A 13,777-nucleotide genomic window follows, 5' to 3' on the forward strand; every position below is an offset into this window, starting at 1 on the left:
ACGGACGCGTATTAATGGTGAGTTTCTGAGGTGGTGATGACAGTTTCCTTGCGTTCCATAGTGGTTGGACTGGCGTTGGCTGGTGCGGTTCAAATGGGGGCCGCCTCGGCGGCGCTGAATGGTGAAACCAAGGCGCTGTTGGAAGAAGCTCAGCAATTCATTTCCAAAAATGAGATGAAGGCAGCGATCATCCAATTGAAAAACGCGGTACGCCTTCAGCCGAAGGAGCCGGTGCTGCGGATCGAACTGGCCCGCGCCTATCTGACCACGGGGGATGCCCTCGGGGCGGAAAAAGAACTGGAAAACGCATTGGAGAATGGCGCAGATCCGGCTTTGCTACAGCTTGACCTGGCCCGCACCTATAACCTTTTGAACCGCTTCGAGGATGTTCTTGGAAAAACCTCGATCGAAATAACATCCAAGGGACAAAAGGCCGCCCTGCTGGTGCAAAAGGCGATTGCCGCGCTGGAACTCAAGAAATTGCCGGCGGCAGAGAAATTTGCGGAACAGGCGGTCGCGGAGAAGCCTGCTTTTGCGCAGGCGTCTGAAATGCTGGCCAGTGCCCATCTGCTACAAGAAAAACATGACAAAGCCATCAAGGCGATTGACGATTACATAGCCGGGAACGGAAAGACACCGCGACTTCTTCTTATCCGGGGCGAGGTTGAACGTGCTCAGGGTCGGTTGGAAGCCGCCATGGGATATTATTCCCAAGCCTTGGAATTAAACCCCGATGATCAGGGCAGCTTGTTCCAACGCGCCTTGGTGGGGGTTTCCATGGACCGGGACGAACTGGCCCGTGCGGATGCAGACAGGATGCTGGCGCTTTATCCGGACGATGTCAGAGCCACCTATTTGGATGCTTTGTTGGTCTTCCGGTCCGGTGATGCGGATCGTGCGGATGAGATTCTCTCACAGCGCGGCGATAGTCAGCTGCAATTTGCACCGGCAATTTTCCTCTACAGCAATGTGAAACTGTCCCAGGGTGAGTTAAATCATGCCCAGGAGTATAACAGGCGGTATCTGGCGCTTTATCCCGACAGTCCGGAAGCCTTGGCCTTGAAGGCAAGCATCCATGTGCGCCGCGGCGAGTTGCTCAGGGCTCAGGATGTCCTGGAAAGCGCCCGCGAGATTGCCCCTGCCAATATCCGGGTGCTCAGCCTGTTGGGCAAAGTCTATCTGATGGGCGGACAGGCGGATCAGGCACGGGAGGTTTTCAAGGCGGCCAGCGCCATAGACCCAGAAAATGCCGACATCAAGACTCAGGCCGCGATCAGCAATCTGAGCTTAGATGGTGCATCGGAAGCACAAGAACAGCTGGAGCAGCTGGTCAAAACGGGCAGGCAGGTGAATGAAGCGGGTTTTGCTTTGGTGGCCAGCTACGTCCAGGCCCGTGACTATGAAGAAGCGCTGGCCGCGGCAGATCAGCTTGTTGAGAGTAATCCGGGTGATCCCTTGCCCTATTATATTCGGGCCGATGTTTTGCGTTTGTTGGAACGGGATGCGGAAGCCATCGATGCATTTGAGGCGGTGGCTGAGAAATTTCCGGATTTTGTGCCGGTCCGCCTCAGTCTGGCCACTCTTGCCATGGTTGATGGCCGTGTGGCCGATGGGGAGGCGATCTTGCGGACCCTGTTGAAGGCCAAGCCGGATCTTGGGGCTGCCATGGTCATTATGGCGCGAATTTATGAAATCCGCGCCGATGATGTCACGGCATTGGACTGGTATGAAAAAGCGATCCGGTCGGAACCGGGCGAGCCCAAATACCATAGGGATCGGATCAGTTTCCTTATCCGGGCGAAACGGTTGGATGATGCCCTGGCCAGAGCCCAGGAATATGCCGGACTTTTCCCGGAAACCGCAGATGCCTTCCAAGCCCAGGTGCAGGTTCTGATGGCACTGGGGCGGCCGAAGCAGGCGGCCGAGGTCATGCGGAAATTTGTCGCTTTGGAGCCCCGGAATATTGCAGCCCATATGCAATATGCCCAGGTCCTGACCGCAGCAAAGGATTTTTCCGGTGTCGAAGATGCGTTGAACAAGGTTCTTGAAATGGACCCCGGGCACCAGGATGCGCGGCTCGGACTTTCAGAGTTGAAGTTGAAAACCGACGGGGTGGATGCTGCTATCGATGTTCTTGAAACGGCCGGGGGCGGGATTAATGAGCGCGCCCTCCAGATCCGTAAGGCTGATTATCTTTATCAGTCGGGAAAGGTGACCGCGGCCATTGCCTACTACCGCGAACTTTTGAACGAAGCCCCGGACGCGACCGTGGTGATGCGCTATTTCGCTGCGGTAGCAAGGGATGATCGGCAGGAAGAGGCCTTTGCCTGGCTCAAGGATTGGGTTGCTGCCAATCCCAGTGATATCGACAGTAAGATGCTGCTGGCGGATAATTTGCTGGCTGTCGGCAATTATGGCCAAGCGGAAGAATATTACCTGGAATTGACCAAGCATACGCCCAATAACGCCATGCCCTGGAACAATCTCGGCTGGATCTACAGTATCACGGAGCATGGTAAGGCTTTGGATTATGCCAAACGGGCCTATGAATTGGCGCCGAAATCAGCGCCGGTAGCCGATACTTATGCCTGGATCCTGTTCAAGCAGGGCCGGGTGGAAGAAGGGTTTGAAATTCTGCAAAAAGCGATCGTTCAAGCGCCCGACAATCCGGAACTGGCCTATCACTATGCTGCTGTGCTGAATGCCATGGGACGAAAGGATGAGGCGGCCCGGCATCTTTCCAAGGCGCTTGGATCGAATATCGGGTTTGCAGAACGCGGGGATGCGGTTGCGCTGCTGGAAAAGCTGACGTCGCAGTAGCTGGTTTGAAGGTGTGACGGCCGGGATCGGGATAAAAGAGAAATGCTGGATACATTATCAATTCTGATCAGCAGTGCGTTGCTGATTTATGTGATTGTCCGGGCGATTCTTCTGGATCGCTCCCGTCCGTGGTATCCGGAAGCCGATGAAATTCGGGAACGGGAAAAGGCTGAAGCCCAGACATTGGATGCCGAGGGATAAGGGACCAAAATGCGCAGTGTCTTTCTTCTCGGGGTCTTTATCGTCATTGTCTGTGCCGGGGCAAGCACGCCCTTTGTTTTTGGTATGGGCTATATCTGGGTCGATCTTTTTTCGCCCAGTAAGGTTTCCTATTCGATATTGACGGAGATTCCGATTGCCCTTGTGATGGCCGCGGGATGTATTGGGACCTATCTCGTGATGGATCGGAAAAGTCCCCCGAAATTCAATATCATCACCTTTCTTTTGATCCTGTTCGCCTTATGGATCACCTTCACGACTTTCAGGGCGGCCTTGCCGGGCCATGCCTGGATCAAATGGGATTTTGCCTTCAAGGCGGTGACCTTTTCCATCTTCTTGCCCTACCTGTTCCGGACCCGCGTTCAACTGGAAGCCATGTTGCTGGCGATTGTTGTGTCGCTGTCCGGCACCTTCATGACCTTTGGGGTTAAAACCTTGATGACAGGTGGCGGCTATAGCATGAATCTGGGCCTGCTGTCGGGCAATTCGGGATTGGCGGAAGGCAGCACCCTGGCCATGGTGGTGGCCTGTTCGATCCCGTTCCAGATTTATTTGATGAGACATAGTCTGATCTTTCCGAAACATTGGATTGTGAAACTGGGATTCCTGGGGTTTCAGGCCTGCAGTTTGCTGACAATTCTGGGCACACATGCGCGCACCGGCCTGATCTCTCTTGGCGTTTTGGCGATGGTTTATTGGTGGTTGGCTGCCAATAAGATCCGGAATGCCTTGATTGTCCTGGTGGCGGCTGCTGCAGCCCTGTCGGTTGCTGATGACAGCTGGCTTGACCGTATGTCGACTGTGACCGAATACAATACCGAAACATCGGCTTTGGGCCGTATCGTCGTCTGGAAATGGACCTGGGATTATGTTCAGGACAACCCGTTGGGCGGCGGGTTCGGTGTTTACAGGCTTTCGCGCTATACCCAGACCATCATCAATGAAGATGGCGAAGAAGAATTATATGAAGTGGCCGGCAAGGCATTCCATAGCGCCTATTTTGAGGTTTTGGGCGAACATGGCTATCTGGGGTTGGCGCTCTATCTTCTGATCATTCTGCTGGCGGTACTGTCACTGAGGAAAACCAAGAAGAAGACGCGTGACGTGCCGGAACTGACGTGGGCACGCGATCTCTCCACGGCTGTTATGACCGCCATTTTGGTCCATATGGCGGGCAGCTCCTTCATCGGGGTCGCGTTCCAACCTTTTATCTATTATTACGTCGCGATCGCGATCAGTCTGGACCAATATGTCCGGCGGGTCTATGAGCCGCAAAAGGCCGGACGCGGCTCTCGCAAGAGCCAGTTGAAAAACAGCAGGAAAGCGGTCTAGGGCGCAGACATGGGTATTTTCATTGTTTCTGATCAGCATGATGCCGGGCCGTCTAGCCGTCTGGATCAACTGATTTTGGACCATCAGGAGCATGGCTTTTCCCTGGTGGAAGACCGATCCTATCAGGGCCAACGCATTTGCCTTTTCAATCCTCTGGATCAGCGCGATAGCCAATATATCGTGTTGGAGGGGGGCGATTTCATCTTTGCCGCCGGCACATTTCTCTTCGACGGCAACGAAGGGCGTGTTGCGCTGACGGCATTTTTCCGGAATTTCGTGCCGGGTGAGCACTGCCTGCGCGGGACATCGGGGCATTTTGCCCTGCTGGTCGGCAAGGGCGGGCGGCTCTATTGCCTGAGTGACCAATTGGGCAGCATGAAGATTTATCATGATGCAAACCGCCGGTATCATTCCACATCCTTCCTCGCCCTTGGGCAGATGACCGGTACCCTGACTCCAGATGATTATGGATGTTACCAATATGTCTGGAATGAAACGGTGTTCGGCTGTCGCACTCCGGCAAGGGAGGTGAAGAGTCTGCCGGTGGATCGCATCCATGAAATCGGTGGCGTGTTGGCGGATTATCCGATCCGCCTGCCGGTCAGTTTGGAAGGCAATGGCTATGACGGCCTGTCGCTGGATGCAATCGCCGAAGCACAAAATGAGCGGCTTATCCCATATTGGAAACAGATGTTGGATCTGTTTCCGGAAAAATTCCAATGCGCCCTCTCGGGCGGCTATGATTCCCGATTGCAGGTGGCGTTGTTCAAACAGGTGGGAAAGCTGCCCCATCTCTATACCTATGGCCGGGATAATGATGATGATGTGAAGGTTGCCCGCGCGATTTGTGAGGGCGAGGGCTGGCCGATCAAGGTGATCAACAAGGCCGCGCGTCAGCTGGATCCGGATGAATATGCGGAGACCTTTCAAAAAGCGTTTTTCACCTTTGATGGCTGGCGTGCGGACGGTCTGTTCGGTCCGGCCCCTGACCTGCAGGACCGCAAGGACAGGATTGCCGGAGGCAAGGTATTGCTGAATGGGTCTTTGGGCGAGATTTACCGGAATTTCTGGTATCTGCCGAACCGGTCCATCAAGGCACGCTCCTTTGTCCAGGCCAGTTACAGTCGCTATGACGCACGGGCCTGCACCGGTGCTTTTGCGCCCGGTGAGTTCGAGGATATCCTGATCGAGGAGATGAAGTCGGTGCTGGGAACCGGCAGCGACCGCTTTTCGCGTGCTGAAATCGAGGGACTTTATCCATTGTTTCGGGGACGCTATTGGACGTCACGCGATGTCGCGCTTAACCAACGTTTTGGTTATGCGATTTATCCGTTCCTGGAAGTGGATACGATAGCCGACACGGCCACCATTCCCTTGCGGCATAAACAGTTTGGTCTGTTGGAAGCGCGGATGATTGCGTTGCTGGACCGGCAGCTGGCCTCCTATGGCAGCAGCTATGGCTACAATTTTCTGAACGGGCCGCCGCGCGGCTATCGTATCAAGCATCTGGAATCGGTCCACCGGCCGATTTTCCTGCGAAAGCGGGCTTATCGGATCAAGAGCCGATTGCAGCAAGAGAAATACTATTCGCTAGGCGCGGACTATATATCGCGGTTGATTGATCCGGGCTTCCCGGTCATGGGGAGGCTGTTCCGGGCCGAAGGAATCAACGACCCGGAAGCCTATAACCGGATGGCAACGCTGGAATATTTGTTCCAGAGGATGGGCTAGGTTTCAGCTTTTTGCCAAAAGTGCCCCATAGACCCCTTCGTAATTGCTGACACTGTTGGCCCAGTTGCGGACGTCTTCCACATATTGGCGTCCGGCCGTGCCTATGGCCGGCCAGTCGTCCCGTTTACGGGCCAGTGCCACCAGTTCCGTCGCCAGGGCTTCGGCATTGCCGGCCTGGAACAATGTACCGGTCCTGCCATGGTCGATCAGTTCCTTGTGACCGCCCACATCAGAGGCAATGAATATCCGGCGCTGGGCCATGGCTTCCAGCGGTTTCAGGGGTGTGACCGTCTCGGTCAGGCGCATGGAATGGCGCGGATAGGCCAGGATATCAACCAGTGCGTAATATTGATCGACCACATCATGGGGAACCCGGCCGGTGAAGATGATGTCCTGCTCAATGCCCAATGATTTTGCCTGGTCGCGCAGGGCCTGTTCGGCCTGGCCGCCGCCGACCATCAGGATCGTGGCTTCGGGGATTTCTTTTTTGATTGCGGGGAAGGCATCCAGGAGTAGGTCCAGCCCTTCATATTCATAAAAAGAGCCGATGAAGCCCAGCACGAGCTTTCCCTCCAGCCCGAGATCCTGGACCAGCTTGGGGTCACGTAATACCTGGCGGTCGGGAAACTCATTCAGATCAATGGCGTTGGGGATGACGGTCAGCTTTTCGGCCGGGATATTGCGTTCAATAATATCCTGACGCAGGCCTTCGCATATGGTGGTTGCGGCATTCACATTGCGCAAGACATAGGTTTCCAGGGCGCGGGTCAGGCGATAGCGCGGACCCCAGGCACGGCATGTGCCGTGGCTAACGGCGGCATCTTCCCAGAAAGCGCGGATTTCATAGACCACCGGAATGCCATGCTTTTTGCCGGCCCTTAACGCCGGAATGCCGTTTAGCGCCGGGCTGTGGGCATGCAGGATGTCCGGTTTGACTTCCTGGATCACTTCATCCAGACGGCGGGTCATGGCATTCATTAGGGCAAACTCACCAAGGACCGGAAGTTTTGCAACAAAACCATCCGGAGCAGGTGTGCGATAAAACTCCCAGTCTCCATCCTTGGAAGGCACGGTTTCTCTCGGCACATAATCCTGGGTATGTTTTGGGCCGGTCAGATGGAAGGTTTCCCAGCCGCGGCGGCGCTGCTCCCGAAGGATCGACAGGGTTCGGAATGTATAGCCGCTATGCAGCGGGATGGAATGATCCAAAATATGCAGAATGCGCATGTCTGACCGTTTAACCGTCCTTGAGTTGTCATCATGGCCGTCGGCCTGTTCCTGGATCAGGAACAGCATGCGATCCGGCGCTCGTGGATGATGCCCTTTGAATGCCCCACCGTTGAATAGCGGAATTCAGTTTGATGGGAAACCCCTATTCGGGGAAGGAGGCGGTGTCCGGCGACGGCGTGCCTTTGGCAGGAGCCCGGGCTTCTTCTGGATTTGGTTCTATTTCACTGTGAAAGCAAGTTGGCGTTGCCAACGCCAAACAGGGCCGCTATGAAAGCTCTCATTGACTGCAGACAAGGAGTGAACGGGTGGACACCAATGTAAAAACCGTGTCGGTCATCGGGCTGGGCTATGTCGGTTTGCCGACTGCTGCCATTCTGGCAAGCCGCGGCTTTGATGTGATCGGCGTCGATGTGAATGAGCATGCGGTCCGCACGATCAATGATGGCAAGGTTCATATTGTCGAGCCGGATCTGGATATCCTGGTACAGGCATCCGTCACGATGGGGCGTTTGAAAGCCACAACCGAAGCCCAGGCGGCGGATGTTTTCATGCTGGCCGTGCCGACCCCATTCAAAGATGACAAGCAGCCGGACCTGGCCTATCTGGAGGCGGCGACCCGCTCCATTGCGCCAGTGATTAAAAAAGGTGACATGGTCATTTTGGAATCCACTTCACCGGTTGGCACGACCGCGGCAATTTCCAGCTGGTTGAGCGAAATGCGCCCGGACCTTGCTTTCCCGCATCAGTCCAAAACGCCGGATGTCAATCTGGCACATTGCCCTGAACGCATCCTGCCGGGCCATGTCCTGCGGGAGCTGGTTGAGAATGACCGGATCATCGGCGGCATCACCCATGAATGTTCGGAGAAGGCGGAAGCATTCTATCGGACCTTTGTTACCGGGGAATGCATCCTGACCAATGCCCGCACAGCGGAACTCGCCAAACTGGTGGAAAACTCCTACCGGGATGTGAATATCGCCTTTGCCAATGAATTGTCAGTGATCTGCGACGGCCTGGATATTGATGTCTGGGAATTGATCAACCTGACCAACCGCCATCCGCGTGTGAATATCCTGCAGCCTGGTCCCGGTGTTGGTGGTCATTGTATCGCGGTGGATCCCTGGTTCATTGTCGCGCAAAATCCCGAAGATGCGCGTTTGATCCGCACGGCACGGGAAGTGAATGATGCCAAGCCGCATTTTGTCATCGATAAGGTGCTGGCCGCCGCGGACAGGTTCAAGGCACCCAAGGTTGCCTGCTTCGGTCTGACTTATAAGGCGGACATTGACGATCTGCGGGAAAGCCCGGCGCTGGATATTGTGAAACTGCTGAGCAGCAAACTGGATGGTGAGGTGATTGCGGTGGAACCCAATATTTCCAAACTGCCCGCCAGTCTGGAAAATGCCGGCAACATTTCCCTGATGGACTCCGGGGATGCCCTGGATCAGGCCGATATCGCGGTCTTCCTGGTGGCGCATCGCCAATTCAAGGATATTGCGCCGGCGGCCCTGGACAGCAAGGTTGTGATTCGCACGATCAAAAGCTGATTGGTGGAAAATCCAATGAAAAGGCCGCTCCCGAGAGCGGCCTTTTTTGTTTCATGTTTGATCTTATCAACCGGTTGGTCGCAAGCGACCCGGCTCTTGCGCCAGGATCTTGCGGAACAGACGAAGCTGACCCTGGGTGGTGTCATCCCAGCTGAATTTTTCGGCATAGGCGCGGGTGGCTGTGCGTTCCGGCATATTATCAAGCAATGTCCTGATGCCGTCAGCGATAGCGCCGGGCGCGCGTTGATCCACTAACAAGCCTGCCTCCGGAGCGGTGACAACCTCGTCAGTGCCGCCGATCCGGGTGGCCACGACCGGTGTGCCGCTGGCCATGGATTCCAACAGGACATTGGCCCAGCCCTCACTGCTGGAACTTAAAACACTGAAATCGGCAGCGGAAAAGAGTTCTGACAGTTCTTTATGCGGGACCGCACCCAGAAGGCGCACCCGGTCTTTGAGGCCATTGCGTGCGATTTGAGCCTCTAGATTGGCGCGCTCCGGTCCTTCTCCGGCAATCAGGAAAGTCAAATCAGGGATTTCCTTGACCGCATCGATGGTGATGTGATGGCCTTTGCGTTCAATCAAGCCGCCAACGGAAACGCCGATCTTGCCGGAAACGCTATATTTCTGCCGTGCCTGTTCCTGGTTCATTGGTTGAAAGCCTGTCAGATCCACGCCGTTCCGCAAGAAGGTAACTTTCTCCATATCGGCACAGAGATCTTTCAGCGGTTCGGTGAGTGCATTACTCACGGTGATGATGCCATCCGCCTGGTCGGCAGCCCAACGGATCCATTTCTTCGGGATTGGAAAGCCGGGGAACTGGTTCAGGTCGGCACCGCGTGCGGTGATGATAAAAGGCTTGTTGAAGTCACGGGCCAGAAGGGCGGCTGCCACACCATCCGGATAAAAATAATGGGCATCCAAAAGATCAAAATCATAACCGGATTCGATGATCCGCCGCACGATGGGGCGCATGGCCCGATACAGCAGATAGGGGCTAATAATCATGCCGATTTTAGGGATCACCGGAAAGCGCGGATGATTGATTTCCAGACCATGCCGTATTTCCTGTTCCGGCACCTGCGCCAGCTTGCCATATTTGCCAAAACGGTCGGAAGCGATGGGAAACCAGGGAACGGGGGCCAGTACTTTGGCTTCCACCTCTCCCGATGCTTTCAAATGGCGCAGCCGATTTTCAACAAATACGCCGAAATTCGGTTGCTGCTGATTGGGGAACAGGCTCGTAAAGGTCAGTATTTTGATCATACCGGATCACCAGGCTTATGCATTTGCCCGGCAATAGCGTTCAGCCAGGTCTAATTTAGAAAAGGTGGATTTCCAAAGGCTATAGCAGCTGGATAGGAGCTGTGGAACCCGGTAATTGAATTAAATGCGACAGGCTTTTAAACAGGAGGGGGCTGGTATATGGTCCGACTGTTTTTGGGCGGCGATCAAGCCGAGCCCTACAGGAACGGAGTGTAACCGTTGTCACGTCAGTCCCAGCCAGTGACGCAATCCAATGAAGTGACCCAAGATCCACCGGGCCGGACGCGTTCTTCCGGTGGCAGACAATATCGATTGCTGCATGTTTTTCCGTCTTTCGATATCGGCGGGTCACAGACCCGTTTCGTGCAACTGGTGAAGGGGCTTGGTACGGAATTCCATCATTTGGTTTTGTCACTCTCCAACAATTGGCAGGCGGCCGAATTGCTGGAAGAGGTCTCAAACTGGGAAAAAGTGCGCGAGGATTTTCCAAAACCCTTCCGGATGCCCGAATATCGGCGGGCCCGTCAGCTCATGCGCGATTTGAATGTGGATTTGCTGGTGACCTATAATTGGGGAGCGGTTGATTTTGCCATCGCCAATCGGCTGATGGCGGTTTGCCCGCATGTGGATATGCAGGACGGATTTGGCCCGGAAGAGGTTGTCACCCGGCTGTTGCGGCGCAATCTATTCCGTTTCCTGTCTTATAGCGGAGCCAGTACGCTTGTCGCTCCTTCCAGAATGCTGGAGAATATCGCGCGCAGGGAATGGCATCTGCCAAAATCCATCGTCAGATATTTGCCCAACGGCATTGATCTTTCCCGTTTTTCCTCAAGTCCCGACCCAGCCCTAGTGACACGGTTGGGCCTGGATGACCCGGGTCTGCCGGTCATCGGGACGGTCGCGACCCTGCGGCCGGAGAAAAATCTTCGGCGTTTGATTGATGCTTTCAACCTGGTCCGGGAGCATCATATTTGCAAATTGGTGATCATTGGTGATGGTGCCTTGCGGGATGATCTGGAAAGCTATGCGGCCTCCACCAACGCCGGCGGGGATATCGTCTTTGCCGGTCGTCTGAATAATCCGGAAGCGGTGCTAGGCCGATTTGATATTTATGCCTTGTCGTCTGATACGGAACAGATGCCCTTCAGCCTTCTGGAGGCCATGGCATCGAAATGTGCGGTGGCCAGTGTCGATGTCGGGGATATTGCCAATATGGTGTCGCCTGACAACCGCGCCTATATCTGTGAGAAATCCGCGGGTGCCCTGGCGGATCAGATCTCAACACTGTTGCAAAATCCTGATTTGACCCGGGAACTTGGGCTGGAGAACAGCCGGTTCGTCGCGGAGAATTTCGACGAGAATGTCATGTTCGCCCGTTATCGAGAGGTGTTTCTCGGTGCGGTTAAGGGGCGACAGTCGGCCTGACTGATATATCCTCAGGGCTTTCTGCTGTTTTTTTCATGAAATCGATGGTGATGCGGGTGCCTTTGCCGGGTTCGGAGCTGACCTGCAAATAGCCGCCGATTTCGCGGGCCAGATGCTGGACTTGATAGGCACCGATGCCGAAGCCGCCTTTTTTGCTGGTATTGAGCGGCCGGAAAAGTTTGTTTTTGATGAAATCCGCATCCATGCCGGGGCCGTCGTCGGTGATCGTGATGCTGATCCTGTCCGAGAGCCGGTTCAGCCCCAATTCGATATGACCATTCTCCCCGGCGGCTTCGGAAGCATTGGTGATCAGATGATCAAGGATGGAACGTATTTTCTCTCCGGACACCGCCAGGTCAATTGGCTCCTCATCCATGGTGAGGCTGATCGCATCGGTCTTTTTTTGCCAGGCAGCAAAATGCTCGGCCATCAGATCCTTTATATTGCGGGGCGGATCTGCAGGATTGTCCTTGGCATCCTGATCGGATTTCAGGCGTTCCATCATGTTTTTCATGCGCTCAACTGTGTTTTCCACGGTTTGAAGCATGTCTTTCTGGAATTCCGGATTGGCTGCATGCTTCTCGGCGTTTTTCAGCATCATGGAAAGCTGGCTGATGGCATTTTTAAGGTCATGGACCACAAAGGCGAAACGCTTGTTGAACTTCTCCAACTGTTTCGCGTCTTCCAGATTGCGTTGGCTGCGTTCTTCGGCTGCGTAGCTGGCCACCTGCTGGCAGATGACTCTCAAAAGGTCTGCATCTTCCTCATCCAGTTTCCGAGATACCCGGGGGCGGGCGAGGGCGACAATTCCAATGAGCCGTTCCATCCTGATCAGGGGCAGGACCAGCCAGGCCCGCTTGTTTTCTGCCAGCCATGTGGGGATCTGAAGTCTGGTGCGCAGTTCTTCGGGGAGATCATCGTGGATGAAATCGATCAGATGGCCGGTATCATGCAGATGGACCAACATTGGATGGTCGGCGGGCAGCGCACGCAGTTCATCGCCGATATTGACATGTGTTTCCAGGGCAAATGCCTGATCGTCGGGGCTGTGGAGCCAGATGGCTCCACCGGTGCTGTCAACCACATCACCGATGCTGCGCAATAGTCGGGCGTGGAAATCTTCTCCGCCGCGATTATCCGACATGGCTTCGGTGAAACGCAGCCATTCCTTGCGATAGTCGTATTTGTTGCTGAAAAAATGTGTGCCTATCCAGATGCGGATTCGGGCTCGGATGCTGGCGGAAGAGGCGGCAAGAACCAAGGTGATCACGGCCGCAAAGGCCACGACAATGGAGCTGATGGTGCCCCAGTCGCCGCCAAACTGTTTCAGGTAATACCCCGCGGCGGCAACGCTTAGCAGATAAATGCCGGAGAGAACCAGAACGGTTGAATGATAGACGACATCCCGGGATACATGCAGATCGATTTTCCAGGATCGGTAGCGCATGACCGACACCGCGATCAAGGGGGCGGCGATGGCAGCTACATAGCCTTGGGCGACCTCATAAGTCGGATCCATGGAACCGAACAGCAGCATTTCGGCAAAGAGCATCAAATCAAAGACCTGCATGGCGGCACATCCCAGCAGCAGGTGTTTGAGCGCCCAGCGCCGTTCTGAATCGGAATGTCGCACCACATTTTCCAGGATAAGAAGGCCCGCAACCTGCATCAGGCACATGGAACCTGCATAGAAGGTCACAACCAGATTGGTCGGCGCGTTTTCGACCAGGGACCAGATGCCGGTCAGCAGGGCGATTGCGGTGATGATTCCCAAGGTGGTGCGTTCGCGCATCTTGGTGCCGGGGGTGCGGTTCACCAATTGATGGATGACAAACAACCAGCCTGCGCTGTGAAGGACCTGGAGGATGTTGCCATAGGCCGGGGGCAGATTGAGAAGACTGCTGAGCAGGCTGACAGAGCCCCAAATCACGGTGAGCAACGGGGCCAGCCTCAAAAGGCGGCGGCGCCGTTCCTGCAACGGTCGGGTGATCAGCAGGATCCAAAGCACGCCGAAGGTTGCCGTTGTTAAGGCATAACCGACCGATTCAATCAACCAGACCACAGACTCTCTCCCCGAAGAGGCACTAACTTAAAAATATTGCTAGCGAAATAAAAAACGCTTGAAGGTTGTGACAGTGCCTTTGAATTTCCATAAAATGGGTATATGGATCTTAGTGAAGTTTCAATTGCCGATCTTTCGGAAAAGG

9 protein-coding genes are annotated in these 13,777 nt (G+C 54.9%); 6 read left to right on the top strand and 3 right to left on the bottom strand.

Going from position 1 to position 13,777, the window contains the following annotated elements:
- Positions 1-36 precede the first annotated feature (36 nt).
- The 4 genes from prsT to DFP90_RS14020 are packed head-to-tail and all read left to right on the top strand — an operon-like array spanning position 37 to position 6,102.
- Entirely contained in the window at positions 37-2,820 is a 2,784-nt protein-coding gene (gene prsT, locus DFP90_RS14010; RefSeq protein ID WP_115937116.1) for an XrtA/PEP-CTERM system TPR-repeat protein PrsT, read from the top strand.
- Positions 2,821-2,862: 42 nt separating this feature from the next.
- Positions 2,863-3,021, top strand: coding sequence for a hypothetical protein (locus tag DFP90_RS22915; protein WP_181905356.1), 159 nt, complete (start codon positions 2,863-2,865; stop codon positions 3,019-3,021).
- Between the two features lie 9 nt (positions 3,022-3,030).
- Positions 3,031-4,371, top strand: coding sequence for a putative O-glycosylation ligase, exosortase A system-associated (locus tag DFP90_RS14015; protein WP_115937117.1), 1,341 nt, complete (start codon positions 3,031-3,033; stop codon positions 4,369-4,371).
- 9 nt (positions 4,372-4,380) lie between these two features.
- A complete protein-coding gene (locus tag DFP90_RS14020) occupies positions 4,381-6,102 on the top strand; it encodes a hypothetical protein (RefSeq protein WP_115937118.1) in 1,722 nt (573 codons plus the stop codon).
- A gap of 3 nt (positions 6,103-6,105) precedes the next feature.
- Here the strand turns inward: DFP90_RS14020 and DFP90_RS14025 are convergent, their stop codons facing one another.
- A complete protein-coding gene (locus DFP90_RS14025) occupies positions 6,106-7,398 on the bottom strand; it encodes a TIGR04063 family PEP-CTERM/XrtA system glycosyltransferase (protein WP_218044677.1) in 1,293 nt (430 codons plus the stop codon).
- Positions 7,399-7,637: 239 nt separating this feature from the next.
- Here DFP90_RS14025 and wecC point away from each other — a divergent pair, with 239 nt between their 5' ends.
- Positions 7,638-8,879 (top strand): UDP-N-acetyl-D-mannosamine dehydrogenase, encoded by a 1,242-nt coding sequence (gene wecC, locus DFP90_RS14030; protein ID WP_115937119.1) that lies wholly within the window; start codon positions 7,638-7,640, stop codon positions 8,877-8,879.
- A 66-nt stretch (positions 8,880-8,945) separates the two neighbouring features.
- Here wecC and DFP90_RS14035 read toward each other — a convergent pair whose 3' ends face one another.
- Positions 8,946-10,145, bottom strand: coding sequence for a glycosyltransferase family 4 protein (locus tag DFP90_RS14035; protein ID WP_218044678.1), 1,200 nt, complete (start codon positions 10,143-10,145; stop codon positions 8,946-8,948).
- Between the two features lie 219 nt (positions 10,146-10,364).
- Between DFP90_RS14035 and DFP90_RS14040 the strand changes: the two genes are divergently transcribed.
- Positions 10,365-11,570 (top strand): glycosyltransferase family 4 protein, encoded by a 1,206-nt coding sequence (locus DFP90_RS14040; protein WP_115937120.1) that lies wholly within the window; start codon positions 10,365-10,367, stop codon positions 11,568-11,570.
- Here the strand turns inward: DFP90_RS14040 and prsK are convergent.
- Positions 11,548-13,632 (bottom strand): XrtA/PEP-CTERM system histidine kinase PrsK, encoded by a 2,085-nt coding sequence (gene prsK / locus DFP90_RS14045; RefSeq protein WP_115937121.1) that lies wholly within the window; start codon positions 13,630-13,632, stop codon positions 11,548-11,550. The two genes, DFP90_RS14040 and prsK, sit on opposite strands and share 23 nt — an antisense overlap.
- Positions 13,633-13,777: the final 145 nt, after the last annotated feature.

It is taken from the genome of Aestuariispira insulae, from assembly GCF_003385955.1.
GTDB classification, from domain to species: Bacteria; Pseudomonadota; Alphaproteobacteria; order UBA8366; family Aestuariispiraceae; genus Aestuariispira; species Aestuariispira insulae.

Excerpts from the sequence above, each read along its gene's own strand:
- prsT (WP_115937116.1), top strand. The coding sequence starts at position 37 with ATGACAGTTTCCTTGCGTTCCATAGTGGTTGGACTGGCGTTGGCTGGT.
- DFP90_RS22915 (WP_181905356.1), top strand. The coding sequence starts at position 2,863 with ATGCTGGATACATTATCAATTCTGATCAGCAGTGCGTTGCTGATTTAT.
- DFP90_RS14015 (WP_115937117.1), top strand. The coding sequence starts at position 3,031 with ATGCGCAGTGTCTTTCTTCTCGGGGTCTTTATCGTCATTGTCTGTGCC.
- DFP90_RS14020 (WP_115937118.1), top strand. The coding sequence starts at position 4,381 with ATGGGTATTTTCATTGTTTCTGATCAGCATGATGCCGGGCCGTCTAGC.
- DFP90_RS14025 (WP_218044677.1), bottom strand. The coding sequence starts at position 7,398 with ATGCTGTTCCTGATCCAGGAACAGGCCGACGGCCATGATGACAACTCA.
- DFP90_RS14035 (WP_218044678.1), bottom strand. The coding sequence starts at position 10,145 with ATGATCAAAATACTGACCTTTACGAGCCTGTTCCCCAATCAGCAGCAA.